The following is a 26,892-nucleotide window of genomic DNA, read 5'->3' on the forward strand; positions in this document are numbered from 1 at the left end:
ACGGACAAAACACAGAGGCTGGCGATTCGATTGCATCCACGACCATTATCATTTGACGTTTGCGGTCTCCCCATTTGCCCCCGCCCCAGAGCCGATCTAAAGCGCGGCCAAGGAACCTACTCCCGAACCTCGAGAAGGAAACAACCGCATGAAGTTTGCACGCCTCGGTGCCATCGGCGCCGAAACCCCGGCCATCATGGACGGTAGGACCTACTACTCTCTGGCGGGACTGACCCCGGACCTGGACCCCGACTTCTGGTCCTCCGACGGTCCTGCCCGTGCAGCAGCAGCCCTTGCTGCGGGGGAACTCCCGGAGTTGGATGCCGTGAACCTCCGGATCGGGGCGCCGATCACCCGGCCTTCTTCCGTGTTTTGCATCGGCTTGAACTACGCCGGACACGCCGCTGAGTCCGGTTCCGAACCGCCTCTTGCGCCCATACTTTTCCAGAAGGCCGCCAACACGGTCTCCGGCCCCAATGACGCCGTCCCAATCCCAATCGGTTCCACCAAAACCGATTGGGAAGTTGAACTGGGCGTGGTTATCGGTACCCGTGCGTCCTACCTCGATTCACCTTCAGATGCGCTTAGCCACATTGCCGGCTTCGTGGCGGTCAACGACCTCTCCGAGCGGACCTTCCAACTGGAGGCATCCGGTGGTCAGTGGTCCAAGGGCAAGAGTTGTGCCGGGTTCTGCCCCACCGGCCCCTACCTGGCTACCCCAGACGAGGTGGACGCCGGCGACCTCCGGCTGCGTAGCTGGGTAAACGGTGAACCGCGCCAAGACTCGACCACGCAGGACTTGATTTTCGATGTGGCCACCATTATTCATGACCTCAGCCAGTATCTCGTGCTGGAACCGGGCGACTTGATCTGTACCGGGACTCCTGAGGGCGTGGCCTTGTCCGGACGCTTCCCCTATCTAAAAGCCGGGGACGTGGTGGAGGTAGAGGTTGCTGGCCTAGGACGCCAGCGCCAAGAATTCGTCATGACCTAAGGGGGCGCATCCGCTTTCAGCGATGGTTTGGTCGAACGCACGCACGGAGTCCTAGTGACGCGTCATGACTTTGACCATTTTTCCGTGGCTTTGTCTCCCAGGTTCCTTTCGGATTCATCCACGAGCAGGGTCAGATCCATCGAAACTAGACGGCTAAGTAGTGCTTCATGATGGCAAGGATGATCTTCCACTGCTAACCGCTCCCCGGAAGCAATCAGCTGACGACTGGTACAGGTGCATATGCGATTTCGAATTATTCGTGCCTGCGCGACGGCGCTGTAGGACCAGGCCCGCGCAACTTTTTAGCGAACACGGCCTCTCGTGTAGCCGGGCCCGGACCCCGAAAGTCCTGAGAACCTGAAGCCTGGCTTGGAGTTTCGTCGAGTTAGGGCACACCCCAGACTGACGTCAGGCAGGTGGGAAAAGCACGTCAGAATAGGGTCCATTCGGCATATTCCGGGCCCACGCAGCACAAGCCTTAGATCCCAAACTGACACGTTCAGCTCTATGCCGGGTCAGTGCGAATCTCGCCCCGCCACCGCAAGCCGAGCCAGCCCCTCCCCTACCGCTTCCCCTTCTTCCGGGAGCCCTTCCCGCGGCCCTTGTCCGGGTTGGGCGCGTACCGCTGCGCCACCTTGGGCTTCTTGACGGCGGGTCCGCGCCGGTCCGGCTTCGGTTCCTTCTTGGGCTTTTCCTGCTGGGCGGAGGGCTGCCGGGAGCTCGCGGCGGTCCGGCCGCGGACGATCCCGATGAACTCCTCGATGATCTCGTCCGTGGAATCGCTGGGCCAGGCCAGCGCGATTTCGGTGACGGGCGCCCCGGTCAGGCGCCGGGCCACCGTATCCTTGACGTTGAAATGCCGGGCCACGGACATCGGCAGGATCACCAGGCCGGCGCCGGACGCCACCACCTGCATGGCCATCTCCGGGCCGCCCAGTTCGGCGACGTCCAGGAACGTCTCTTCCGCCAGGTCGTCCAGCGCCACCTCCTCGAACACCGAAATCTCGTGCCCCTTGGGAGCCACCACCACGGGCTGCTCCTCGTACAGGGGGATCACATTGAGGCCTTCGCGCTCCACCGGAAGCCGGACGAAGGACAGGTCCGCGGTTCCGTCAGTTAATACGGACAGCTGCGCGCCGTCGTCGGACATGAACGATTCCAGCGGAATATCCAGCACGCGCTCTTCCCAGCGGCGGATCCACTTCCCCGGCGTCACACCGGCCACGTAGGCGAAACGCAGCACGCGGGGCGCCTCGGCCTCCCGAGGTTCAGCGGGGGACGGGTTCTGCGGGGATTCATTGTCGGCGGGCACGTCTTCACAGTACCGCCCGCCCGGATACCCTTGAAGCATGACCTCTGCAAACTCCCAGTCCATGAAGCCGGCCACCGTTGCCAAGAAACTTGGCATCTACCTGCCCGCAACACCGCAGGAGTTCCAGGATTCCACCATCACCCGCGCCGACTTCGCCGAACTCCAGGCCAACCCGCCGGAGTGGCTCGCCGAACTGCGCCGCAACGGCCCGCACCCCCGCCCGGTGGTTGCCCAAAAACTGAACGTCTCCATCAGCGGCCTGGCCCGCGGCGGCGTGGAAGAAGCGCTGACGACGGCGGAAATCACCGCGCTGCTGCAGGCTCCCCCGGCGTGGCTGGTCACCGAACGCGCCACCCACGCCGCCGTGCGCGCCGAGGCCCAGCGGGTCAAGGACGAAGCCGCCAAAAAGGACGCGAAGAAGGCCCGCCCGAAGGCTGAATAGACCTTAAAAATCGAAGCTTGTCCGCGGATCCGGACCGTCAGGCCCGGCTCCGCGGACAGGCTTCTTTGCTGTCAGGGGATTTTCAGTCCTGGTGCAGCTGCACCAGATTGCCGCAGCCGTCCTCGAACACGGCCGTGGTGCCGTACGGGTTCTCTGACGGTTCGCCCTTGAACTCCACGCCGGCAGCCACCAGCCGCTCATACTCGGCCCGAACGTCCGGTACGCCGAAAACGATGGCCGGCATCCCGGCGTCGTGCACTGCGTTCATGTAGTCCGCGCCGATCGGGTTGTCACTGGGCTCCAGCAGCAGCCCCACGGAACTGTCATCGGCGCCGGGATCCTTGATGATGAAGAGGTTGTACTCGGGCATCGCCATGAGCGTCTCAAACCCCAGGGTTTCGGTGTAGAACGTGTGGGCGGCCGCGGGATCCGTGACATGGATGCTGCACATTTTCAGTCTCATGGTCCCAAGCTACCGGCCGGAAGCGCGGCCGGGAACCGCCACGGCGCGAACCCGCCGGGAACCCATGCAACCCATTGACCCCGGTGGCCGCAGGGGATGGAATGGAAGGAGCAGTCCGGAATCCTGGGCCGGGCCTGATACGGGGAGGTGCCGCGGTGCCGGCATTCGCAGAATCCGCCTTCATGGGAGCGTTCCAGCTGGTGTTCTGGGGCGCGGTGCTGGTCTGTGCGGTGGGTGCCACCGTCCTGGCGGTCCGCCACCATTCGACGCCGGCAGCTGACGTGCGTGCCCCCGACACCGTGTTCTGGGACGTCTTCATGGGATCCGTCGTGGCCCTTCCGGCGATCCTGATTCCCACCCTGGCTGCACCCTGGTCCGGCGCGGTGCTCACTGTGCTCGGCGTCAGTGCAGGTGTGGCCGCGCACCAAAGCAGCCCGCAGATCCTGGCATGGCATTCGCGTGTCCGGCAGGAACGCCGGGCGCGTCCCCTCTACTCGGCCGCGCAGGATGCCCATGACATGCTGCTGGAACGCTGGCGCCGCTACGAACTGGATCCCGCCAGCTGCATCGACTACCCGGGCATGACGGACGTCCGGCTTCCCGAAACGTCGGCCCTGATCAAAGCCATGCGGGAGGCGGAACAGCTGCGGGCCGAACGGCACCAGGGGTACGCTTCCGCCGTCGAGCGCTTTGCCCTCGCCCTGAGCGCAGCGGAGAGGGCCGCGGGCATCCCGGCGGGACGTTAACTGCTGTGTCGCCGTCACTGGAGTCCGGCGGCGGGGCGCCGTAGCATCCGAGGATGGAACCCACAGAAGCGGACATCCGCGACCAGTTCGGCAGGCGCCTGGAGGACAAAGGGGCCTGGCGGCAGGCCACCAGCCTTGCAGCCGCGGGGGAACTGACGGCGCGCTGGCTGGAGGGCCACAGCGAGTACCAGGCCGCCACCTTCACTGCGCGCTTCGACGATGAAACCGGACCCATCGCCGCCGAGCTGGCCGCCCTCAACCGGAACGGGCTGTTCACCAAGGAATCCCAGCCCGGCCTGCGTACCGATCATTCTGCCCAGCGTCAGTACATCACCGCATTCTGCAGCGCCGACGTGGCCGCTGATCTGCTTGCCCTGTCCACCCGCACGGACCTGGTGACGGTGGCGCACGCCCCCGGCGAGGCCAGCAGCGCCGCCATCCCGGTCACGCTCGACGGCGATGAGGTGGTCACCGTCCTGGGCTCCAGTGAGAACCCGGTGGACGAGGAGCAGATCCAGGACTGGGCGGACGAAACCAACGAAACCCTTGCCCTGCTTCTTGCCGACTCCTGGTACGTGGAAATCCTGGACCCGCTCTGGGGACGGAATGACGTGCTGCTCCCGGCCGTGCTCGCCACGCTGACCGCGCGGCATTAGGGCCGGCCCTCCCGACGAAAGCAAAAGGCCGCCCCCTTCAGGGCGGCCTTTGCGTTGGTAAGTGCTACAGCTCCACGGTGCCGCTTTCGCCCACACTCATCCGGCTGTTGGTGACCTTCGACTTCACCCACTGGAACACGGTGGCCGCGGCGCCTCCCGGGCTGGTCCAGTACTCCGCGGAGTCCGAGTCAACCCGAAGCAGGCATACCTCGGGGGTGTCCGGTCCGTCCGGGTACCAGGCCTCAACGGTCTGGTTCCACATTTCGTGGATCTTGGCGCGGTCCGTGATCACCTCGGCGGTGCCCGCAACGGACACCCACTCGGTGCGCTTGCCGAAGGAGACGTTCACCCGGGGATCCGCCCGGACATGCGCCACCTGCGAGGTGTCGAGGCCGGTGAAAAACCACAGATCGCCGTCCTCCCGCACATCCTGGACGGCGAGGGGCCGGCTGACCAGGGCGCCCTCTTCGTTGATGGTGGTCAACATCCCGATGTGGGAATCGTTGATGATGTCCGTAACTTTGCTGATGTTTTCAGTGTCCGTCATGCTCTCACCTCGTTCTGATCGAAAGGGAAGTTCCCCGCCCCAGCCTATTGGTAAGTATGCTTAGAATCCAGCCCGGTGGGCCGTCGGCACCCACCCGGTGTGCCGCCGTCGGGCCCCCTAGAAGTGGGAGTTGCCGGCCTTGACGGCGAGCACGGGCCGGTCCGCCTGCATCAGGATCCGCTGGGCATGGCTGCCGAGGATGAACTTTCCCACCTGCGAACGGTGCCGCAAACCGATCACAATGAGGGACGCATCCACTTCGCGCGCCACCTCCAGGAACTCGTCCGCAAGGTCGTTCAGATACGGGGGCTGCATCACCGTTGCCGTCACCCCTGCAGCCTCGGCCCGGCGGGCAGCATCCGCCAGCAGCTCCGACGGCGCCACGGACTTGTCCACGAGTGCGCCTTCGCGGGCCGAATTGACGATCACCAGGTCCTCTTTCCGGAGGGTGGCCTCGGCGATGCCCGCCACGAGTGCCGCCTCCCCGGCCGGGGTGGGGACAAATCCAACAATGATGCTCATACCTTCTCCTTGATTTCTGAAGCGGCTGAGGCCGCCGTGGAGGCCTTGCGCTTGGCTGCGGCGCCGCGGATGGCCGGGAGCACCGCAACCAGGACAAACACCACCAGCAGGACGGCCGAAATGGGGCGGCCGAAGAAGCCGGTGGGGTCGCCGCCGAACACCAGCAGCGAGCGGCGCATGGAGCTTTCCAGCAGCTCGCCGAGCACAAAGGCCAGGACCAGCGGCCCGGGCTCAAAGCCGAACTTCTTCATCAGGTAGCCGACGATGCCGAACACCACCACGAGCGTCACATCGAACATGCTGTTGTTGATGGTGTATGCGCCCAGCAGCGTGATGAGCGCTGTGACGGGTGCCAGGATGGCGGCCCGGACACGCAGGATCTTCACGAAGATGCCTACCAGCGGCAGGCTCATGATCAGCAGCAGGATGTTGCCAATGTACATCGAATTCACCACACCCCAGAAGAGCTCCGGGTTCTGCTCCACCAGCTGCGGGCCCGGTGTGACACCCTGGATCAGCAGGGCACCGAACATCAGCGCCATGGTGGCGTTCGCGGGGATGCCCAGGGTCAGCAGCGGGATAAACGACGACGTCGCGGCGGCATTATTCGCCGTTTCCGGTCCGGCCACCCCTTCGGGGGCGCCCTTGCCGAAGCGCTCCGGCTGCTTGGCGCGCTTCTTCTCCATGGCATACGACGCCATGGAGGCGATGGTTGCGCCGCCGCCGGGGAGGATGCCCAGGAAAAATCCGAGGACGGACCCCCTGGTGATCGCGCCGGAAGCCTGTTTCAGGTCGTTCCGGGACGGCCAGACGTTGGTGACTTTCGACGGCGCCTTGGCCGCCCGGTGCCGCTCCTCCAGGTTGTAGAGGATCTCGCCGAGGCCGAAGAGGCCCATGGCGATGGGCACAAAATCGATGCCGTCCGCCAGCTGCAGGTTGCCGAAGGTGAAGCGGCTTTCGCCGGTGAAGATGTCGCGGCCCACCGTGGCGAGCAGGAGTCCCACGGCCGCGGCGATGAGCGCCTTGGCCTTCGAACCGTTGCTGATGGTGGCCACCAGGAGGATGCCCAGCAGGGCCAGGGCGGTGTACTCGGGCGGTCCGAAGTCCAGGGCGAAGCTGGCCACGAGCGGCGCCAAAAACGTCAGGCCGATGATGGAGGCCGTTCCGCCGATGAAGGAACCGATGGCCGCCAGACCCAGCGCGGTGCCCGCCTTGCCTTGTTTGGCCATCTGGTAGCCATCGAAAACGGTGACCACGGAGGACGCTTCGCCGGGGAGCCGCAGCAGCACCGAGGTGATGGTGCCGCCGTACTGGGCGCCGTAGAAGATGCCGGCCAGCATGATGATGGCCGTGACCGGCTCAACGTTGTAGGTGAGCGGCAGCAAAATGGCGATGGTTGCCGCGGGCCCCAGTCCGGGCAGCACGCCGATCAGCATGCCAATGACAACGCCGATCAGGCAGTACAGGAGGTTGGTCGGCTCCAGGACCACCACAAATCCGTTGATAACGGGATTGAGAAAATCCACGGGGTTCTCCTAGAAGAGGTGGGGAATGGAGGTGCCGAGCGCCAGGACGAAGATGCCGTAAAAGGCAATGACCACGCTTGCGCTGACAGCGAGGGTGGAGCGCCAGGTTTCGCCGCCCAGGAAACGCATCCAGATGACGCACAGCACCAGGGCCGGCAGTTCGAAGCCGATCACCGGCATCAGCGCCACCATGGCAGCAAGGGTCACCAGCCCGGTGAGCGGGGCCGAGGACATACGGGTGAATTTCTCCGCGTCCCGGTTGTGCCGGCCGGCGATCAGCTGGAACAGGCCCAGGGCCACCATGACGCAGCTGATGAGGAACGGCCAGAGGCCGGGCTCAGGGCTGGAGGGGGTGCCGAGGCCCATCGCAACGGACAGGACGACGGCGGCGATCCCCACCCCGAGGACCACCAGGGACGATGCCGCGTTGGCAAGCGCCCCTGCCGCCGGAGGTTTTTCTTCCTCCCACTGGGCGGCGAGCTGCTCCGGCGTCAGGTCGTCCACCTCGGGGATGTCATCCTCTACGGCGGGCTTCGTAGGGGTTTCCTTCACTGGGATCACTTAGTTCCGCTGAGGCTGATCTGGTACTTCGCCACGAGCTCTTTGTATTTGGCGGCGTAGCCTTTCCATTCCTTGACCACTTCGTCGCCGGAGATTTCCTTGGGGGTCAGCATGTTCTTCTTGTTGAATTCCTTGTAGGAGTCCGTCTTGAACGTCTCCTGGAATGAGGCGAGCAGCTTGTCCTTCACATCCTGCGGGGTGCCTTTGGGCGCAGCGACGGCGCGGTACTGTGCCACGGGAACGTCATAGCCGGCTTCCTTGGCAGTGGGCGTGTCCGGCAGGAAGGTGTTGCGGTCTTCCGAGAACACCAGCAGCGGCGCAACCTTGCCCGCCGTGATCTGCGGCATCGCTTCCCCAAGCTGGATGGTGGTCAGTTCAACCTGGTTGCCCAGGGCCGCCGTCAGTGCCGGCTTGCCGCTGTCGAACGGGACGTCGGTGCCGGTGACATTTGCCTGCTTGAACAGCACTTTCTGTGCCAGCTGGCTTCCGGTGCCAACACCGGTGGTGCCGAAGGTGACGTTCCGCCCGGCCGCGGTCACGTCCTTGAAGCTTTTGAAGCCCGAACCGGGGCTGGCCACCAGGACGTAGTCGTCCTGGGACAGGCCGGCGATGATGTCCAGGTCGTCGACATTGACGGCTTCGTCGGCGGATACTGCAAGCGGCGTGATGGTGATCAGGGAAGCGGTCAGCAGGACGAGCTCCTGGCCGTCCGGCGACTTGCCGGCAACTTCCTTGGTGGCGAGGGCGCCGTTGGCACCGGGCTTGTTCACTACCGGCACCGGCTTGCCGAGGGTCTTGGAGGCGCCTTCGGCCAGGGCACGGGCGATCAGGTCGGTGCTGCCGCCGGCGGCCTGACCCACTGTGAGGTTGACGGGACCGGTGGGGAATTTGGACGAGTCGGCGGGGCCTCCGGCCACGTTTCCGCAGGCGGTCAGGGCCAGCAGCGTCAGGGCGGATGCCGCTCCGAGGACGGTGCGGCGGGCGGGGAAGTGCGTCATTGGGACTCCTCGTAGAATTTCCGGGGCGGATCCCGGCGGGCTGTGAACCGAATCACTCCGGCTCGCAAGTCGCGTGTAGGGAGCGGCTATGATGCATGTCTAAACCCTAATAAGCATCAAGTGATACCCGGAAGGCATCATGTTTACCTTCGACCAACTGGCCGGATTCATTGCCGTCGCGGAGGAACTGCACTTCGGCAGGGCAGCGGAACGCCTCAGCATGACCCAGCCTCCGCTGAGCCGGCAGATCCAGAAGCTGGAAAAGATCATCGGCGCCGAACTGCTGGAACGCGATAACCGGAAGGTCCAGCTCACCCCGGCCGGCGAAGCGTTCCTGGAGGAAGCCAGGCGGCTGATGGCTTTGGCGAACCGGGCGCCTGTCACTGCCCGGCGGATCGCCACCGGCCGCTCAGGCCATTTGCGGGTGGGCTTCACCGCCGCCAGCGGGTTTAGCATCCTCGGCCCGCTGCTGGAGGAAATCTCGGAAATCATCCCGGATGTGGACATCGACCTGCAGGAACTTGTCACCGGCGAGCAGATCCAGGGCCTGCTCACCGGCGGCCTGGACCTTGGCCTTGCCAGGCCTCCCTTCGACCGGGACGTTTTCGATTCGCACCTGCTGTACAAGGAATCCCTGATGCTCGCAGTGCCCAGCGGCCACCGGCTCGCGGTTTTGCCGCGCCCCATCGAAGACTCGGACCTCCGCGGCGAGCCGTTGATCATGCATTCACCCACCAAGGCAACGTACTTCTATGACCTCGTGGTGCGGATGCTCCCCATCCAGCATGCCAACGTCATCCACACAGTCAGCCAGGTCCTCACCATGGTTTCGCTGGTGGCGTCGCGCCGCGGCGTCGCTTTTGTTCCCCATTCGGCCACACTGCTGGCCATCAAGGGCGTCGAGTTCCTGCCCCTGGCCGGGATGGAGGACGAGCAGCCGGTGGAGCTGCACGCGATCTGGAACCGGAAGGTGGTCAACCCCGCGCTCCGCCGCCTCCTGCGGGATCTGGAGTTCCGCACCCAATAGCAGGGCGCCGCCGGGCATCAATACCCTTAGAGCATCACCGGATACATAAATACACTTAGACAGGCATAACGTCCTCTGCCTAACCTGAACAGGAATCCACACCAACCGCACGCGGCACCACGCGGCGCTCAGAACAGAGGACAACATCGTGGCAAAGTACACCCCGCAGGAACTGGCAGACACCCTCAAGGAAGGCCTGCTGTCCTTCCCGGTGACCGCTTTCGACGCCAACCTGCAGTTCGATGAGGAGAGCTACCGCAAGCACCTCGCCTGGCAGGCCAGCTTCCCGGTGGCCGGCCTCTTCGCCGCCGGGGGCACGGGCGAGGGCTTCTCCCTCACCCCGGCGGAATCCGAACGCGTGGTCCGCGCCGCCGTCGATGAAGTGGGCACGATTGTTCCCGTCCTCGCCTCCGCCGGCGGCTCCACAGCCCAGGCCATTGAGAACGCCCAGGCCGCGGAAGCCGCCGGGGCAGACGGCATCCTGCTCCTCCCGCCGTACCTCACGGAAGCCGACCAGGGCGGCCTCATTGACCACGTCAGCGCCATCTGCCGCTCCACCTCACTGGGCGTCATCATTTACAACCGCGCCAACGCCATCTACAAGGACACCACGGTGGCCACGCTGGCGGACCGCCACGAGAACCTCATCGGATTCAAGGACGGCGTGGGCGACCTCGAACACGATGCCCGCGTCTACGCCAAGCTCGGCGACCGCCTGTTTTACCTGGGCGGCCTACCCACCGCGGAAACGTTCGCCCTCCCGCTGTTGCAGCTGGGCATGAGCACCTACTCCAGCGCCATGTACAACTTCGTCCCGCAGTTCGCGCTGGACTTCTACCAGGACGTCCGCAACAACGACCGCGTGGCCGTCAACAAGAAGCTCAACGAGTTTGTGATCCCGTACCTGGACATCCGCGACCGGGTGAAGGGCTACTCTGTGTCCATCGTCAAGGGCGGGCTGGACGCCATCGGCCGCTCGGTCGGCGGAGTCCGCCCGCCGTTGCAGAACCTGGCGCCCCAGGACCTGGCGGACCTCAAAGCCCTCATCGACAACATCTCCTGATCCACCCTCTCCAAGGAGTAACCACTGTGACCCTCACCGGACATTCGCTGATCGCCGGCCAGACCGTCGTCGGCGGCGGCAAAACAGCCTTCGGTTTCAACCCCGCAACTAACGAGCAGCTGGACCCCGCGTACTCGCTGATCACCGAGGATCAGCTCACGACGGCGACCTCCGCCGCCGCCGCCGCCTACCCCTCGTTCAGCACGCTGGACCCCGCAGCCCACGCAGCGTTCCTGGATGCCATCGCGGACAACATCGAGGCGATCGGCGATGAACTGATCGTCCGGGCCGGCCAGGAAACCGGCCTCCCCGCCGCCCGCCTGACCGGCGAACGCGCCCGCACCGCCGGCCAGCTGCGGCTCTTCGCCAACGTTGTCCGCCAGGGCGATCACCGCGGCGTCCGCATCGACCCCGCCATCCCGGACCGCACACCGATGCCCCGCGCTGACATCCGCCAGCGCCAGATCCCACTCGGTCCGGTGGCCGTGTTCGGCGCGAGCAACTTCCCCCTGGCCTTCTCGACGGCGGGCGGCGACACCGCGTCCGCCCTCGCCGCCGGCTGCCCGGTGGTGTTCAAGGCACACAATGCCCACCCCGGCACCGGCGAACTGGTGGGCCAGGCCATCGCCAAAGCGGTTGCCGATGCCGGCCTGCACCCCGGCGTCTTCTCCCTGATCTACGGCCCCGGCAGCAGCATTGGCCAGGCCCTCGTGGCCGACCCCGCCATCAAGGCCGTGGGCTTCACCGGATCCCAGTCCGCCGGCATCGCGCTGATGCGCACCGCCGCCGCCCGGCCAGAACCGATTCCCGTGTACGCCGAAATGTCCTCGCTGAATCCCGTCTTCGTGTTCGAGGGTGCCCTCAGCGGCTCCGCCGAACAGATCGATGCCCTGGCCGCCGCCTATGTCGCCGCCGTGACCGGCAGCTCAGGCCAGCTCTGCACCTCCCCCGGACTCCTGTTCGCCCCCGCAGGCGAGCTGGGTGACAAACTTGCTGCCGCCGTCGGCCGCGCCGTTTCCGCCTGCGCGGGACAAACGATGCTCACCGAGGGAATCGCGGGATCCTGGAACGCCGGCACCGAAGCCCTTGGTTCGGCCGATGGCGTCACCGTCGTCGGGCAGGGCACTCCGGGTCCCACCGAAAACGCCCCCGCCCCCGCCATCTACGGCACGCAGGTCCGGGACTTCGTCACCAACCACGTGCTGCACCAGGAGATCTTCGGCGCAGCATCGCTGGTGATCCGCTACTCCTCCACCGCGGAACTGCTGGACGCCATCGGCCGGCTCGAGGGCCAGCTCACCGCGTCGCTGCAGCTCACCGAGGCGGATTACCCGACGGCGGCACCCCTGATTCCCGCGCTCGAGCAGAAAGTGGGGCGCATCATCGTGAACGGCTGGCCCACCGGCGTCGAAGTGGGCCACGCCATGGTCCACGGCGGACCCTTCCCGGCCACCTCGGATTCCCGCACCACCTCCGTGGGTACCCTCGCGATCAACAGGTTCCTCCGGCCGGTGGCCTACCAGAACATTCCCCTGGAGCTGCTGCCGGCTCCGCTGCAGGATGAGAATCCGTGGCAGCTCAACCGGCGGGTCGACGGCACTGTGGTTGCCGCAGATGCGGAAGTCAACGCATGAGCACCCAGCCCACTGTTGCCCGCGTGGAGGTTGTCCCGGTGGCCGGCCACGACAGCATGCTGATGAACCTCAGCGGCGCGCACGGCCCGTTCTTTACCCGCAACGTGGTCATCATGACCGACTCGGACGGGCGCACCGGCCTGGGCGAAGTGCCCGGCGGCGAGAAGATCAAGGCCACCATCGAGGAAGCCGGGGCGCTGATCAGCGGCAAGCCGGTGGCGCGCTACCGTTCCCTGCTGCGGGAAGTTGCCGCGGAATTCGCAGACCGCGACGCCGGCGGCCGCGGCCTGCAGACGTTCGACCTGCGCACCACGGTCCACGCGGTCACCGCCGTCGAATCCGCCCTGCTGGACCTGCACGGCCAGTTCCTGGGCGTTCCCGTCGCGGAGCTGCTCGGTGACGGACAGCAGCGCACGTCGGTGCCCATGCTCGGTTACCTCTTCTTTATTGGAGACCACGCCCGGACCGACCTGCCGTACCTGGTGGAGGACGCGCCGTCGGACCGCTGGGAAAAGCTCCGCCGGCAGGAGGCCATGACGCCCGAAGCGGTGGTGGCCCTGGCCGAGGCGGCGCAGGAGCGGTACGGCTTCAGCGACTTCAAGCTCAAGGGCGGCGTGCTGTCCGGGGACGACGAAGTTGATGTGGTCACCGCCCTGCATGAGCGCTTCCCGGATGCGCGGGTCACCCTCGACCCGAACGGCGGTTGGCTCCTCGAGGAGGCCATCCGCCTCGGCAAGCGGATGCAGGGCGTCGTTGCGTACGCAGAGGATCCGTGCGGTGCCGAAGGGCGGTTCTCCGGCCGCGAGGTCATGGCCGAATTCCGCCGCGCCACGGGCCTGAAGACGGCCACCAACATGATCGCCACGGACTGGCGCGAGATGTCGCACGCCATCCGCAGCAACGCCGTCGATATTCCGCTGGCCGATCCGCACTTCTGGACCATGTCCGGCTCAGTCCGGGTGGCGCAGCTGTGCAACGAGTTCGGCCTGACCTGGGGCTCGCACTCGAACAACCACTTCGATATCTCGCTGGCCATGTTCACCCACACCGGTGCGGCCGCGCCGGGCGAGATCACCGCGCTGGACACGCACTGGATCTGGCAGGACGGCCAGGGGCTGACCAAGAACCCGCTGCAGATCCGCGGTGGTGCCATCTCGGTGCCCTCCGCTCCGGGGCTGGGCATCGAACTGGACCGCGCTGCGCTGGACAAGGCGCACGAGCTGTACCTGCAGCACGGACTGGACGCCCGGGACGACAGCATCGGCATGCAGTATTACGTGGACGGCTGGTCCTTCGACCCGAAACGGCCCTGCCTGGTGCGCTAGGGTCTCCGCCGTACGGTTCCGCACGGCCGGTCATCCTTCCGAGGGGAAGCGGCCGTGCGGAGCCCAACAGTTCAATACAGTTCAATAGAAGGGCGCATGTGTGGGCGGCGTTGTATCCGGCATCCTGATCGTCTCCGCCGTCATCTTTGTGGGCTACCTTTGCGCCGGGCTGAGGATTTTGGGCCCGGAGGTCCAAGGTGCACTGACCCGCACCGCCTACTACGTCACCAACCCCGCCCTGCTGTTTACGGTGGTGGCCGGCAGCGACATCCCGGCCGCGCTCGGAACCGACGCCCCGCTGGCGCTGCTCTCGGCAGCGATAGTGGGGCTTCTCTATGCCCTGGCGAGTTTCCTGTTCTTCCGGCGTCCTGTGGCGGAGACCGCCGTCGGGGCCATGGCCAGCAGTTACGCGAACGCCAACAACATCGGCATTCCGGTGTCCCTCTATGCTGTGGGCACCGCCCAGCACGTGGCTCCGGTTCTCCTGGTCCAGCTTCTGGTCCTGGCGCCCTTCTATCTCACGGTCATGGCGCTGGCTTCCGGATCGCGGCTTTCATGGAAAAAGACGCTGCTCACGCCGTTCGCGAATCCCATGATCATCGCGTCGGCACTGGGCGTGGTGGTGGCATTGACCGGCTGGGATGCGCCTGATGTGCTGCAGAAACCCGTCGACATGCTGGCGGGCGGAGCCGTTCCAATGGTTCTGCTGGCCTTCGGCTTGTCCCTCGCCGGGCGCGCGCCGCTGCAGAAGGACGACGGCCGGGTTGAAACGCTCGTGGCCACGTTCCTCAAGATTGCCGGCATGCCGGCGGTGGTGTGGGTGCTGGGCCGGTTTGTCTTTGGCCTGGAGGGGCAGCACCTCCTGGCCAGCGTGATCATGGCAGCCTTGCCCACCGCCCAGAACGTCTTCCTCTTCGCCTCCCCCTACGGCCGCGGCATGACCGTGGCCCGTGACGTCATCCTGTGCACCACCGTGCTCAGCGTGGGGGCGCTCGTGGGTGTCGCCTGGCTGGTGGGGTAGTTCGGCAGAGGCACCCATTCGGCTCGTCGGCGCCGTTTACCGAAGCCGGGAGAAGGGTATCGGATTGATTTACCCCTTCGTTGAACAACCGGAGGGGTAGGGTTGCCGGCCGGCGAGGTGCGCATCGTTTCCCTTTTGACTGCCGTTTACCAAACTGGGAAAGAGTTGCATGGCCGGCTACGGACCGGCCCACATCACTCAACCGGAGGTCTAATTTCGTGCATCCTTCCCTCAAACCCCACCCTAAACGGTTGTCCCGCCCGCTGCGCCTGACCGGTGCCCTGGCTCTGCTCGCCACCGGGGCAATGGTTGGCCCTACGATGTCCGCCTTTGCCGCTCCAGCCGAGGCAGGCTGGGATTCCTCCGCGTACCGCGGAGGAGTCGAGGTCATCAAGGCCCCGACGGCAGACCAGCAGACCCTCGACGGAACCGTGTTCGAAGACAAAAACAGGAACTCCACGCAGGAATCCGGGGAGCCGGGCCTGCCTGGGGTGACCGTCTCCAACGGCCGCGACGTTGTCACGACCGACGGCCAGGGCCGCTATGAGCTGCCGGCCTTTGAAAACATGACCGCCTTCGTGACCCAGCCACGCGGCTACCAGGTGCCCGTCGATGCAAACAACGTCGCCCAGTTCTTCTATCACCATCTGCCGGCAGGCTCCCCGGAGCTGAAGTATGGGGGCATCGCCCCTACCGGCTCCCTACCGGACAAGGTGAACTTCCCGCTGGCCCAGAGTGAACTCACCCAGTCTCCGGAACAGCACTGCGTGGTCGGCGCCGATGTCCAGACCTACAATCAGAAAGAGGTGGAGTTCGCACGCGACGGCGTCTTCACCGATTTGGCCGCCCGCAGCGACTACGCCGGCTGCGGCGCCCTGTTCATCGGCGACATCGTGGGCGATGACCTGTCCTTCTACTCACAGACCCGCGAACTGACCTCCATGCTCAACGGGCCGGCCCGCTTCCTGCCCGGCAACCACGACCTGGACTTCGACGCACTCGACGGCGAGCATGAATTCGACACCTACCGTGCCCAGTTCGGCCCGGAGTATTACTCCTACGACGCCGGCAAGGCACACGTGGTTGCACTCAGCAACATCCAGTACCCGACGGTGATCCCGGCTAAGAAGGGCAGCTACGCGTACGGTCTGGGCGAACGTCAGCTCGAATGGCTGCGCCAGGACGTCGCCACCGTACCCAAAAACAAGGCGATCGTGATCGCCTCGCACGCTCCGCTGCACGAGTTCTTCTACTCCAGCGGCTACACTCACGCCCAGATCGGTGAAATCTACGAGATCCTCAAGGGCCGTGAAGTGGTCTCCCTCGCGGGGCACACCCACATGTCTGAGAACCTCCGCCAGGGCGACCTGATGGCCGGCTGGACTGAGAAGCTCGGCAAGGCCGGTCTTCCGTTCACTCACCTGACCGTCCCGGCAGTCTCCGGCCAGTGGTACAACGGCCGAGTGCTTGAAGCGGGCTTCCCCACCGCAGTCCAGCGCGACGGAACTCCTCCGGGCGTGCTGACCCTGGATATCAAGAACACGGAAATCAAAGAGCGCTTCACCGCCACCGGCGACGACGGCTCCGACCAGATGGCACTGGGGATCAACTCCCCGACCTACCGTGCTTGGTTCGACGAATACCGGAACCAGCGCGGCAAGGCCCCGGCCCCCGAGAACCCGAACGCCGTAACCCAAGGCGAACTCAGTGAGACCTGGCTGACCACCAACTTCTGGATGGGCTCGACAGGCTCTACCGTGAAAGTATCGCTCGACGGCGGCGAGACCACCGAGGCCACGCGCACGCAGTCGATGACCGCAGACGACGTCCCGTTGATAGGAGCCGAGTACACCGATCCGGTGGCCACGCTCGAGCAGCTGGTGCATGGCGGGGGCCTGCACGACCGCACCTCACACCTGTGGCGTCTCGAGTTACCGTCCGACCTGGCCGTCGGCGGGCACACCGCCCGGGTCACCGCGATCGACGTGCACGGCCGCGAGTTCACCGAGACCGTCACGTTCGAGGTCACGCAGTAATTCTGCTTCCGAGGTGTGGCATCCACTTTGGCATGGGTGCCACCCCTGGGATGCCGGCGCAATGCTTGTAATACAAGTAGTTGACTTGTATCCTAAGTAGCAGGGCAATGCAGCCCGGCCAGCCTGCTTTCGAGGAGCATTCATGAGTACCGTCGACTTCATCCGGCATGTCAAACTTTCCACCGCCCGGCTCCCGCTGGCCGTCCCCATCAGTGATGCCAAGGTTTTCACCGGCCGCCAGAAGCCCATGACCGAAGTGGTGTTCCTCTTCGCCGAGATCACCACCGAACTCGGCCACACCGGCCTGGGCTTCAGCTACTCCAAGCGCGCCGGCGGCCCCGCCCAGTACGCGCATGCCAAGGAAGTCGCCGAAGGACTCATCGGTGAAGACCCCAACGACATCGGCAAGATCTATACCAAGCTCCTCTGGGCCGGCGCCTCCGTGGGCCGCTCCGGCGTTGCCACCCAGGCCCTCGCCGCCATCGACATCGCCCTCTACGACCTCAAGGCCAAGCGCGCCGGCCTGTCCTTGGCCAAGTTCCTCGGCGCATACCGGGACTCCGTCCAGACGTACAACACGTCCGGCGGCTTCCTCAACGCCTCCCTCGAGGAAGTGAAGGCACGGGCCACCGTCCTGCTCGAAGAAGGCATCGGCGGCATCAAGATCAAGGTGGGCCTCCCCGATACCAAAGAGGACCTGCGCCGTGTGGCGGGCATCCGCGAACACATCGGCTGGGACGTTCCCCTGATGGTGGACGCCAACCAGCAGTGGGACCGTGCCACCGCCCTGCGGATGGGCCGGCAGTTGGAGCAGTTCAACCTCATCTGGATCGAAGAGCCGCTGGACGCCTACGACTTCGAAGGCCACGCCCACCTCGCGAATGTCCTGGACACGCCTATCGCCACCGGCGAAATGCTCGCCTCAGTGGCCGAACACAAGGGCCTTATCAACGCCAACGGCTGCGACATCATCCAGCCGGACGCCCCCCGCGTGGGCGGCATCACCCAGTTCCTGCGCCTGGCCGCACTGGCGGACGAACGCGGGCTGGGCCTGGCGCCGCACTTCGCCATGGAAATCCACCTGCACCTCGCCGCAGCCTACCCGCGCGAGCCGTGGGTGGAGCACTTCGACTGGCTGGACCCGCTCTTCAACGAACGCCTCGAAACGAAAGACGGCCGGATGATCGTGCCTGACCGTCGCGGCCTGGGCGTAACCCTCAGTGACCAGGCCCGCGCCTGGACCACCGAGTCCGTGGAGTGCGGCGCGTAACCTTGAACGCATGACCCGGAACCTGACCGCGGACCTCACCGCAGAGCTTCGCACCCGCATCGTGGACGGTGCCATCCAGCCCGGAGACAAACTTCCCAGCGAGAACGAACTGATGGGGGAATTCAGTGTCAGCCGCACCGTGGTGCGTTCGGCGCTGACACGGCTCCAGGCGGAGGGACTCGTGGAAACCGAACGCGGGCGGGGCAGCTTCGCACTGACCCCGCCCGACGACGGTCACCAGCCCGTTCCCGGCAGCCGCCCAGTGGCAAGCGCTGAGGACCGCCTGCATCTGCTGGACTTCCGGCTGGGCGTGGAGGCTGAGGCAGCCGCCCTGGCCGCCCGGAACCACTCGGAACGCCAGCTCAGGACCATCAACTCCGCCCTGGACCAGTTCACCGCCAGTGCCGGGCATCCCGGCCACGCCATGAAGGCGGATTTTGAGTTCCACCGCGCCATCGCAGCCGCCTCCGGCAACCCCTTTTATACCGACTGCATTGCCGCACTCGGCCAGACCATGATCGCGATGCCGCGCACCCGGCTGCTCACCGACGTCGAGCATTACGCACGCGACCACTTCGACCAGGTGGTTCACGAGCACCGGTCCATCCTTGCCGCCGTCGCAGATCATGATGAGGCCGCGGCGGCCGCCGCAATGCGGACTCATCTGGCGAATTCCCGACGCCGGTTCAAGGCTTCCGCGCGGCACACTGGCTAAGACTCCCCGCAGCACGGTCTTTTCCCCGCGGCGTTACTTAGGGAAAAGACCATCCGGAGGGGAAAAGCCGGCGGCAGCGGCATGAACCCGTCACGGCGTTAAACAGAAGGAACCCCGGTCCGAAGACCGGGGTTCCTTCCAATGCGTGCGCGAGGGGGGATTTGAACCCCCACGCCCTTTCGGACACTGGCACCTGAAGCCAGCGCGTCTGCCGTTCCGCCACTCGCGCGCAACTTCTTTTCCTCGAATCGCGGCGGGTTTCCCCGGTCCGCAACCTTGTAAAAGCAGCGAGATCAAGCATAACGGACACCAGAGGTAAAACACCAATTGAGCTCTCAAGGCCTCCGAAACAACCCCGGAGAACCGAGCTTCCAGCGCGGAAAACCGAACTTTTCCGGCCGGCCGGCCGTTGGGGATTAAGGTCATTCACATGCCTGCCCAGTAGTATCTGATGTAGTAGTGCCTGCCGCTGCACGGCGGAGCACCGCATACTTACCTGCGCTGCTGGTTGAGTTCCGGAACGATTACTGCCCCGCAGCCGGGGGGAAAGGAGAAGGACCATGGGATTGCTGGACAAGGTCGAGCGCGGCATCGAAAAGGCCGTCCGCGGTGTCTTCTCCACCGGCTCGCGGGCCCAGGTGGAACCGGTTGAAATCGCCAGCCGCCTCCGCCGCGAACTCGACCATAAGGCCCTCACCGTTGCCGCCGGCCGCACGCTGGCCCCCAACGTTTTTGACGTCGAACTCAGTGACAACGACTTCACCAGAGCCCAGGAATGGGGAACGCCCCTCGCCGAAGAACTCTGTGATGTTGTCATCAACCACGTCCGCAGCCAGGGCTACACCTTGCAGGGGCCGGTCCGGATCTCGTTCCGCCGTGCCGAGGAGCTGCGTGCCGGGGACTTCGAAATTGCCTCCTCCACGGAGAAGTCTTCCGGTTCCCCCGCCGCCCCGGCGCCCAGGCCCAACCTTCCGGCAGCCCCCACGCGGCAGCCGGTCCGGCTCCAGCCTGTGCTGGACATCGACGGCCAGCGGTATTCACTCAATGCCCCCTCCATCGTCCTCGGACGCTCGTCCGCAGCTGACATTCTGGTGGATGACACCGGCGTCTCGCGGCGCCACCTGGAGATCCGCACCGAAAGCGGCGTGACCAGTGCCGTGGACCTCGGGTCCACGAACGGCAGCTATGTCAACGGCCACAAAGTGGCGGGCAGCACCGAACTGACAGACGGCTCCACGATCACGATGGGACGGACAAAGATCATCTTCCGCCTGCTCCCCGCCAACCCTGGTGGCCGCCCGTGAGTGACATGAGCGAACTGACCATTACCGCCCTGCGGTTCGGGTTCCTGATCCTGCTCTGGGTTCTGATCTTCAGCATCGTCTCCGCCATGCGCCGTGATCTCATGGTGGGCCGGAAAGCTGCCGCGGGTACGCCCACGGCGCGTCAGGTCCGGAAAAACCCCGAACTGGCCGAAGCTCCCCCGCAGCCGGTCAAACAGCAGGCCCACCAGCTTGTTGTCACCGAAGGTCCGCTCAAAGGCACCACGCTCCCCCTGGCCGCCAGCCCCATCCTGCTGGGCCGCGCCCAGGAAGCCACCCTCGTTCTTGAGGATGACTACGCCTCGGGCCGCCACGCCCGGCTGTTCCCGCAGGGAAGCCGCTGGTTCATTGAGGACCTTGGCTCCACGAACGGCACCTACCTCGCCGACCAGCAGCTGACCCGGGCGCTGCCCGTGGACCTGGGTGTACCCGTGAGAATCGGCAAGACGGTCATCGAATTGAGGCCATAGCCAATGGCCGAGGAAACCCCCGCAGACGAGGCCAAGCCCGTACAGCGGCCCCTGATCATGCGCTACGCGGCGCGTTCAGATGTGGGCCGTGTGCGTGCCAAAAACGACGACTCTGCATATGTGGGCCGGCATCTGGCAGTGGTGGCGGACGGCATGGGCGGGCACGCCGGCGGCGACGTCGCCTCGGCAGCCACCGTCCTGGACATGCTGCACCTGGACCACGGGGATTACCACGGCGATGCCGTCACCGTCCTTGCCGACGAAATTCAGACCGCCAACTCGCTGCTGTCCGAACTTGTGCACATCAACCCCAAACTGGCCGGCATGGGCACCACCGTCACCTCACTGCTGCTCGCCGAGGGCAAGCTTCACATCGCCCACATCGGCGATTCCCGCGCCTACCGCCTCCGCGACGGCGTCTTCGAACAGGTCAGCGTGGACCACACGTTTGTGCAGCGGCTCATCGACGAGGGACGGCTGCGGCCCGAGGAAGCCGAAACCCATCCCCACAAGAACGTCCTGATGCGCGTCCTCGGAGACGTCGATGCCAGCCCCGAACTGGACGTGGACACCATGGATGTCAAGCCCGGGGAGCGCTGGCTGCTCTGCTCCGACGGCCTGAACTACGTGGCAGGGCATGTCGTCGAGCGCACCGTCCGTGAGACCAAGGACCTCCGCGAGTGCGTTGAAACGCTGGTTGACCTGACTCTCGAAGCAGGATCCCCGGACAACGTCACCGTGGTCATGGTTGAAATCGTGGAGGAAATGCCCGACGACGTCAGTACCGCCGCCGTCGACGTCGTACCTCCGGCAGCGGCCGCCGTCGCCCAACCCGGGACTGAATCCGCGGGCGCCACAGTTGCACCCGCTCCCGCGGCCGATGCCGGCAGCGACGCACCACCGGTCCCGAAACCTGCGGCAGAACAGCCCGCCGAACCTGAGCCGGGCACCTCCACGGACCCGCACCTGGGCGAGCACCTCTCCGCCGAAGTGCTTCGCCAGGAGCTTTCCTCCCGCCCGCACGAACTGGTCGGGGCCGCTGCCACCGCCGCGGAATCCGGCTCCATTCCCACCATCGCCGGGCGTACCGTGGCCAGGCGCGCAGCCACGGTCCTGACCCATAAGGCCGAGACCCCGGCTGCCGATGATGCTGACGAGATCCTTGAGCCGGCCAAGCCCCGGCGCTGGGTCACCTGGTCCATCGCCGCCTCCGTGCTGCTGGTGCTGACCGTGGGCCTCTGGCTCGGCTACGCCTGGACCCAGACCCGGTACTACATCGGGGAATTCGATTCGCGCGTTGCCATCTACAACGGCGTCTCGCAGCGCCTCGGGCCCATCCAGCTCTCCACCCTGGAGGCAGTGACCGAAATCCGGATGGACTCCCTGCCCCTGTTCTCCCAGCAGCGGGTGCGCCAGACAGTTCCGGCGCGGGACCTGTATGACGCCCAGCGGATCGTGAAGAACCTCGAGGGGACCGGCACCATAGCGCCCGCCGATGAGTGCCTGACCGCCTCGCCGAGTGCTTCCGCCACACCGCCCAGCCCCACGCCCACCGCACCCGCTCCGCCTCCGGACGCCGCCAATCCCGCGCCCGTTCCCACGCCCACTCCGTCCACCAGCCCGACAGCCGTCTGTGAGGGGGTCCGATGAGCCAGCTCAGCACCATACCCAAGCCGCGACGCAACGTGGAGCTGCTCCTTCTCGCGCTTGCCCTCGCCGTTGGCGTCGGCGCCAACATGATGGTGGGCGTGGACAAGGCGAAGGCGTTCGACTCCGATTTCTGGTTCCAGTCCAGCCTGCTGGCCGTGGCCGCACTGGCATTCCATCTGGTGCTGCGCATCCGCGCTAAGTATGCCGATCCGGTTATACTTCCGCTGGTGGTGGCCCTCAACGGTCTGGGCCTGGCCATGATCCACCGGCTGGATGCCCCGGGCGACGACACCGGCAACAACCAGCTGCGCTGGACCCTGATCGCCATGGCCGTGGCCATCGCAGTGATCTGGTTCCTCAAGGACCATCGCATGCTGCGCCGGTTCACCTACATTTCCCTCGCGGTGAGCGCCCTGTTGCTGATTCTGCCGCTGGTTCCGGGGATCTCGGCCGGGGAGATTCTCGGCGCCCGTGTCTGGATCAGGCTCGGCCCCATGACTTTCCAGCCCGGCGAGATCGCCAAGATCACGCTGGCTATATTCTTCGCGGGGTATCTTTCCTCCAACCGCGATCTGATCCTGCTGGCCGGCCGGAAAATCGGTCCCCTGCAGTTCCCCCGGTTCAAGGACATGGGCCCCATGATCACGGCCTGGCTGGTAAGCATCGGCGTGCTGATCTTCCAGCGCGACCTCGGCTCATCGGTGCTGTTCTTCGGCCTGTTCATCGTGATGATCTACGTGGCCACCAGCCGGATCAGCTGGGTGGTGATCGGCGTGGCGCTGCTCGTCGGCGGCGGCTTCGTGGCGTCCAAGGTCTTCTCGCACGTCGGCCTCAGGATCGACGGCTGGCTGAACGCCTTCACTGAAGAGGTGTACGGACGCCAGTTCGGCGGCAGCTACCAGATCGTCGAAGGCCTGTTCGGTATGGCCAGCGGCGGCCTGGTGGGTACGGGACTGGGCCAGGGCAGGCCGAACCTGGTTCCCTTCGCCAACAGCGACATGATCATCGCCTCGCTCGGCGAGGAACTGGGGCTGATCGGGCTCTTCGCCGTCGTCATGATGTATTTGCTCCTGTTCACGCGCGGGTTCCGGGCAGCCCTGGGCACCCGGGACGCGTTCGGAAAGCTGCTGGCGTGCGGGCTGTCCTTCGCGGTGGCGCTGCAGTGTTTCGTGGTCATCGGCGGCGTGACGCGCCTGATTCCGCTGACCGGGCTCACCACCCCGTTCCTTGCGGCCGGCGGGTCCTCGCTCCTGGCCAACTGGATCATTGTGGGCCTGCTGCTGATGATTTCCCATACGGCCCGCGGCCCCGTGGACACCACACCCCTGCCGCCGAGTGACGAAACAGCACCCGACGCCACCAACAAACCAACCGAGGCGGTGAAACCCCTGTGAACCAGGCCATCAGGAACTCATGGGTTGCGGCCATCGCTTTGTTCGCGCTGCTTTTCGGCGCCATCAGCTACGTCCAGGTGATCGGCGCGGACGATCTGAAAGCGAATGCCTGGAACAACCGGGCCATCCTGCAGGACTACTGCAACGACCGGGGCGCCATCATTGTGGGCGGAAACCCCGTGGCTGAATCCGTGCCGGGCTCCGAACAGTGCGGGTTCCAGCGGACCTACCCCCAGCCGCAGCTCTACGCCGGCCTCACCGGCTACTTCTCGCAGAACTACGGTGCCACCGGGCTGGAGCAGGCCATGCGTGACCAGCTCGCCGGGAGCTCGGACCAGCAATTCCTGGACCGCATCGGCCAGCTCTTCCTGGGCAACCAGCCGAAAGGCGCCTCGGTGGAGCTGACGGTGGATCCTGCCATCCAGAAGCTCGCATACGACCTCATCCCGGACGGCCAGCGCGGCTCCATCGTGGTCACCAATCCCAAGACGGGCGCCATCCTCGCCATGGCCTCCAAACCGTCCTACGATCCCAACCTCATCGCAACCCAGGACCCCACTGCGGAAGCAGCCAACATCAACGAGCTGCTCAAGGTTCCCGGGATCAACCTGAACCAAAACGTCAGCGGTCCCACCGGTGAGCTGCTCGCGCCCGGCTCCGTGTTCAAACTCGTCACCACCGCCGCCGCCCTCAATTCCGGAAAATACAACAAGGACAGCGAGCTGCCCAACCCGGCGCAGCTGCCCTTCCCCGGCATCTCGTACACCCTGCCCAACTACGCCGGCGGCAACTGCTACACCCGGGACACCGCCACGTTTGCGTTCGCCCTGCAGCAGTCCTGCAACACCCCGTTCGCCAGCATTGCCCTGGATCTTGGCCGGGACGCCATCGCCGAACAGGCAACCAAGTTCGGCTTCGGCCAGGACGTGGGAGACCAGCTCAAACTCGCGTACGCCAAGGGCAATGGTTTCCCGGACAACCTGGACGCGCCCGGACTCGCTCAGTCGGTCATCGGCCAGAAGGACATTCGCGTCACCCCGCTGCAGATCGCCATGATGACCGCGGCCATCGCCAACAACGGCGTGCAGATGAAACCCAGCCTGATCAAGACGCTGCGGTCCCCGGATCTACGGGTCATTGACGAACCCAAACCCGAGGCGCTCCGCACGTCCACCAGCCCGGAAATCGCCAAACAGATCACTGAATGGATGGCCAGCGCGGTGAGCCAGGGCATCGCCGGCGGCGCGAGCGTCCCCGGCGTCCAGGTGGCAGGCAAGACCGGAACCGCTGAGCTGGGCAACGGCCTGAACAACTCCTGGTTCACCGGTTTTGCCCCGGCGAACAACCCGCAGGTGAGTGTCACCATCGCCATGGAGGGCGTGGACATCGCCACCGGCGCAAAGCTAACCAGTCCGAATGCGAAGAAGATTTTTGAGGCGGTGTTGAATAAGTGAGGCCAACAACGGGAATCACCCTCGGCGGCAGATTCCAGCTGACCACGCGGATCGCGATCGGCGGGATGGGAGAGGTCTGGAAGGCCAAGGACCTTGTCCTGGGCCGGATCGTCGCCATCAAGGTGCTGAAAGAGGAATACACGGGCGATCCCGGCTTCCTCCAGCGTTTCCGCGCCGAGGCGCGCCACACTGCGCTGCTGAACCACGTGGGCATCGCCAACGTCTTTGACTACGGCGAGGAAGAGGGCTCGGCCTACCTTGTGATGGAGCTGGTCCCGGGCCAGCCGTTGAGCAGCATCATCGAACACGAACAGGTGCTGTCCCCGGACCGCACGCTGTCCATGATCGCCCAGACCGCCAGGGCACTGTCCGTGGCCCACGCGCAGGGCCTGGTGCACCGCGACATCAAGCCCGGGAACCTGCTGATTACCCCGGACGGCCGGGTCAAGGTGACGGACTTCGGCATCGCCCGCCTGGCTGACCAGGTTCCGCTGACACAGACCGGCCAGGTGATGGGGACCGCCCAGTATCTCGCCCCGGAGCAGGCCACCGGCCAGGTCGCCACCGGCGCCTCGGACATTTACGCCCTGGGTGTGATCGGCTATGAGTGCCTCACCGGCCACCGCCCGTTCTCCGGCGAGTCCCAGATCGCGATCGCCCTGGCCCAGGTGAATGATGCACCGCCGCCGCTGCCCGAAAGCCTGCCGAAGCCGGTCCGGGCGCTCCTGATGTCCATGCTGGCCAAGGATCCCAAGAACCGTCCGGCCAACGCGATCAAGCTGTCCGAGGCTGCCGAAGCCATCCGCAACGGCGACATCAGCGCGGCCCACGCCGCGGTTCCGGGCATGCTGCTGTACGAGGCGGACACCGGGCCCATCACGGCGCCGGTGGACGTAGCCACGGCACCCACCGGTGTCATCAGCCAGAAGGACAGCAGCACAACGTCGACGTCGGCCCTGCCGGTGCTCGGCGCCGCAGCTGCCGGAGCTGCCGGCGGTGCCGCGGCCGGTGCGGCGGCCGCGGGCGCAGCCGATGCCGACGGCCCTGCCACCACGGCGATGACCGGAGCCGGGAGCACGCTCTCGCGTGCAGATGCCCTGGCTGCCGAGCGGAGCTGGGTCCAGGAAGAAGAAACGTACGACGACGAGCCTGCGGATGAACCCGCCCGTCGGGGCCGCAGCCCCTGGACGTGGCCGCTGGTCGCCTTGATCCTGCTGGTCCTGTTCGCGCTGGTTGGGTTCCTGCTTACCCAGCAGGGAATTCTTTTCCCGGCCAAGGAGGCGGCCACCACCTCCGCGTCGAGCAGTCCGCCGTCCACGAGCGCGAGCCCCACCCGGACTTCGCAGTCGGCGACGCCCAGCCAGCCCAGTGCCACGCCGACCCCCACCGTGGAGACGGTGAATATTATTCCCGAGGCATATCTCGGCAAGGACTACCGGACCGTGCAGTCGCAGCTCTCCGCCATGAACCTGGATGTCACCATCCAGCCGCAGGTGGATGCGACTTCCGCGCCGGACTCGGTCATTGCGCTGTCCCGGACGGGAAGGGTGGAAGTCGGGACCCCGGTGACCATCACCTACGCCGTCGCACCGGCGCCTGTCCCCACCCCGACGCAGACAACCCCAACAGCGGCGCCCCGCCCCACCGCAGCCCAGTCGCCGTCGGCCGCCTCCACCACCCTGCCCACCTGCAACCCGGGTCAGGTGCAGGGACAGCCTCCAACCTGCGCACCGTAGCCGCCAGG

Annotated in this window: 25 protein-coding genes and 1 tRNA gene; 18 read left to right on the plus strand and 8 right to left on the minus strand. The window is 65.7% G+C overall.

Annotation, left to right across the window (positions count from 1 at the left end):
* Positions 1–148: 148 nt before the first annotated feature.
* Positions 149–994 (plus strand): fumarylacetoacetate hydrolase family protein, encoded by an 846-nt coding sequence (locus PY310_RS03965; RefSeq protein ID WP_275212892.1) that lies wholly within the window; start codon positions 149–151, stop codon positions 992–994.
* A gap of 562 nt (positions 995–1,556) precedes the next feature.
* Here PY310_RS03965 and PY310_RS03970 read toward each other — a convergent pair.
* Positions 1,557–2,306: a LysR substrate-binding domain-containing protein gene (locus PY310_RS03970; RefSeq protein ID WP_275212893.1), complete on the minus strand. Its 750-nt coding sequence runs from the start codon at positions 2,304–2,306 to the stop codon at positions 1,557–1,559.
* Positions 2,307–2,343: 37 nt separating this feature from the next.
* Between PY310_RS03970 and PY310_RS03975 the strand changes: the two genes are divergently transcribed.
* Positions 2,344–2,748, plus strand: a complete 405-nt coding sequence (locus PY310_RS03975; protein WP_275212894.1) for a DUF5997 family protein — start codon at positions 2,344–2,346, stop codon at positions 2,746–2,748.
* 82 nt (positions 2,749–2,830) lie between these two features.
* Here the strand turns inward: PY310_RS03975 and PY310_RS03980 are convergent, their stop codons facing one another.
* On the minus strand, positions 2,831–3,211 hold the full coding sequence (locus PY310_RS03980; RefSeq protein ID WP_275212895.1) for a VOC family protein: 381 nt from the start codon (positions 3,209–3,211) through the stop codon (positions 2,831–2,833).
* A gap of 155 nt (positions 3,212–3,366) precedes the next feature.
* On the opposite strand from PY310_RS03980, the gene PY310_RS03985 reads away from it, so the two are divergent.
* Entirely contained in the window at positions 3,367–3,957 is a 591-nt protein-coding gene (locus PY310_RS03985; protein WP_275212897.1) for a hypothetical protein, read from the plus strand.
* A 53-nt stretch (positions 3,958–4,010) separates the two neighbouring features.
* Positions 4,011–4,613 (plus strand): DUF6919 domain-containing protein, encoded by a 603-nt coding sequence (locus PY310_RS03990; protein ID WP_275212898.1) that lies wholly within the window; start codon positions 4,011–4,013, stop codon positions 4,611–4,613.
* A gap of 64 nt (positions 4,614–4,677) precedes the next feature.
* Here the strand turns inward: PY310_RS03990 and PY310_RS03995 are convergent, their stop codons facing one another.
* The 5 genes from PY310_RS03995 to PY310_RS04015 all read right to left on the minus strand — a co-directional run bounded on the left by PY310_RS03995 (position 4,678) and on the right by PY310_RS04015 (position 8,767).
* The gene (locus PY310_RS03995; RefSeq protein ID WP_275212899.1) at positions 4,678–5,160 is read right to left on the minus strand and encodes a pyridoxamine 5'-phosphate oxidase family protein; all 483 of its coding nucleotides are present in this window, start codon (positions 5,158–5,160) and stop codon (positions 4,678–4,680) included.
* Positions 5,161–5,277: 117 nt separating this feature from the next.
* Entirely contained in the window at positions 5,278–5,682 is a 405-nt protein-coding gene (locus PY310_RS04000) for a universal stress protein (RefSeq protein ID WP_275212900.1), read from the minus strand.
* Positions 5,679–7,208 (minus strand): tripartite tricarboxylate transporter permease, encoded by a 1,530-nt coding sequence (locus PY310_RS04005; protein WP_275212902.1) that lies wholly within the window; start codon positions 7,206–7,208, stop codon positions 5,679–5,681. The genes PY310_RS04000 and PY310_RS04005 overlap by 4 nt, the downstream gene beginning before the upstream one ends.
* A gap of 9 nt (positions 7,209–7,217) precedes the next feature.
* Complete coding sequence (locus PY310_RS04010) at positions 7,218–7,760, minus strand: tripartite tricarboxylate transporter TctB family protein (RefSeq protein ID WP_275212903.1); 543 nt, start codon at positions 7,758–7,760, stop codon at positions 7,218–7,220.
* 5 nt (positions 7,761–7,765) lie between these two features.
* Positions 7,766–8,767, minus strand: coding sequence for a tripartite tricarboxylate transporter substrate binding protein (locus PY310_RS04015; protein ID WP_275212904.1), 1,002 nt, complete (start codon positions 8,765–8,767; stop codon positions 7,766–7,768).
* A 139-nt stretch (positions 8,768–8,906) separates the two neighbouring features.
* Here PY310_RS04015 and PY310_RS04020 point away from each other — a divergent pair, with 139 nt between their 5' ends.
* The 8 genes from PY310_RS04020 to PY310_RS04055 all read left to right on the plus strand — a co-directional run bounded on the left by PY310_RS04020 (position 8,907) and on the right by PY310_RS04055 (position 18,858).
* Complete coding sequence (locus PY310_RS04020) at positions 8,907–9,794, plus strand: LysR family transcriptional regulator (protein WP_275212905.1); 888 nt, start codon at positions 8,907–8,909, stop codon at positions 9,792–9,794.
* Between the two features lie 148 nt (positions 9,795–9,942).
* A complete protein-coding gene (gene kdgD / locus PY310_RS04025; protein WP_275212907.1) occupies positions 9,943–10,857 on the plus strand; it encodes a 5-dehydro-4-deoxyglucarate dehydratase in 915 nt (304 codons plus the stop codon).
* A 26-nt stretch (positions 10,858–10,883) separates the two neighbouring features.
* On the plus strand, positions 10,884–12,491 hold the full coding sequence (locus PY310_RS04030) for an aldehyde dehydrogenase (NADP(+)) (protein WP_275212908.1): 1,608 nt from the start codon (positions 10,884–10,886) through the stop codon (positions 12,489–12,491).
* Positions 12,488–13,816, plus strand: a complete 1,329-nt coding sequence (locus PY310_RS04035; protein WP_275212909.1) for an enolase C-terminal domain-like protein — start codon at positions 12,488–12,490, stop codon at positions 13,814–13,816. Before PY310_RS04030 ends, PY310_RS04035 begins: the two co-directional genes overlap by 4 nt.
* Positions 13,817–13,916: 100 nt before the next feature.
* A complete protein-coding gene (locus PY310_RS04040) occupies positions 13,917–14,837 on the plus strand; it encodes an AEC family transporter (RefSeq protein WP_275212911.1) in 921 nt (306 codons plus the stop codon).
* A gap of 305 nt (positions 14,838–15,142) precedes the next feature.
* The gene (locus PY310_RS04045) at positions 15,143–16,873 is read left to right on the plus strand and encodes a calcineurin-like phosphoesterase C-terminal domain-containing protein (RefSeq protein WP_419095450.1); all 1,731 of its coding nucleotides are present in this window, start codon (positions 15,143–15,145) and stop codon (positions 16,871–16,873) included.
* 142 nt (positions 16,874–17,015) lie between these two features.
* Complete coding sequence (locus PY310_RS04050; RefSeq protein ID WP_275212913.1) at positions 17,016–18,143, plus strand: L-talarate/galactarate dehydratase; 1,128 nt, start codon at positions 17,016–17,018, stop codon at positions 18,141–18,143.
* A gap of 10 nt (positions 18,144–18,153) precedes the next feature.
* Positions 18,154–18,858, plus strand: coding sequence for a FadR/GntR family transcriptional regulator (locus PY310_RS04055; protein WP_275212914.1), 705 nt, complete (start codon positions 18,154–18,156; stop codon positions 18,856–18,858).
* Positions 18,859–19,004: 146 nt separating this feature from the next.
* Here the strand turns inward: PY310_RS04055 and PY310_RS04060 are convergent.
* Positions 19,005–19,087 (minus strand) — tRNA-Leu (locus tag PY310_RS04060).
* 331 nt (positions 19,088–19,418) lie between these two features.
* Here PY310_RS04060 and PY310_RS04065 point away from each other — a divergent pair.
* From PY310_RS04065 to PY310_RS04090, 6 genes are read left to right on the plus strand one after another with little or no spacing between them, the layout of a single operon-like run.
* Positions 19,419–20,162, plus strand: coding sequence for an FhaA domain-containing protein (locus PY310_RS04065; RefSeq protein ID WP_275212915.1), 744 nt, complete (start codon positions 19,419–19,421; stop codon positions 20,160–20,162).
* 5 nt (positions 20,163–20,167) lie between these two features.
* Complete coding sequence (locus tag PY310_RS04070) at positions 20,168–20,650, plus strand: FHA domain-containing protein FhaB/FipA (RefSeq protein WP_275213140.1); 483 nt, start codon at positions 20,168–20,170, stop codon at positions 20,648–20,650.
* A gap of 3 nt (positions 20,651–20,653) precedes the next feature.
* Positions 20,654–22,300, plus strand: coding sequence for a PP2C family protein-serine/threonine phosphatase (locus PY310_RS04075; protein ID WP_275212916.1), 1,647 nt, complete (start codon positions 20,654–20,656; stop codon positions 22,298–22,300).
* Positions 22,297–23,694: an FtsW/RodA/SpoVE family cell cycle protein gene (locus tag PY310_RS04080; protein ID WP_275212917.1), complete on the plus strand. Its 1,398-nt coding sequence runs from the start codon at positions 22,297–22,299 to the stop codon at positions 23,692–23,694. Before PY310_RS04075 ends, PY310_RS04080 begins: the two co-directional genes overlap by 4 nt.
* On the plus strand, positions 23,691–25,148 hold the full coding sequence (locus PY310_RS04085) for a peptidoglycan D,D-transpeptidase FtsI family protein (protein ID WP_275212919.1): 1,458 nt from the start codon (positions 23,691–23,693) through the stop codon (positions 25,146–25,148). The genes PY310_RS04080 and PY310_RS04085 overlap by 4 nt, the downstream gene beginning before the upstream one ends.
* Positions 25,145–26,884: a serine/threonine-protein kinase gene (locus PY310_RS04090; protein ID WP_275212920.1), complete on the plus strand. Its 1,740-nt coding sequence runs from the start codon at positions 25,145–25,147 to the stop codon at positions 26,882–26,884. The genes PY310_RS04085 and PY310_RS04090 overlap by 4 nt, the downstream gene beginning before the upstream one ends.
* The last annotated feature ends 8 nt before the right edge of the window (positions 26,885–26,892 follow it).

The organism is Pseudarthrobacter naphthalenicus (genome assembly GCF_029076445.1).
GTDB lineage: Bacteria > Actinomycetota > Actinomycetes > Actinomycetales > Micrococcaceae > Arthrobacter > Arthrobacter naphthalenicus.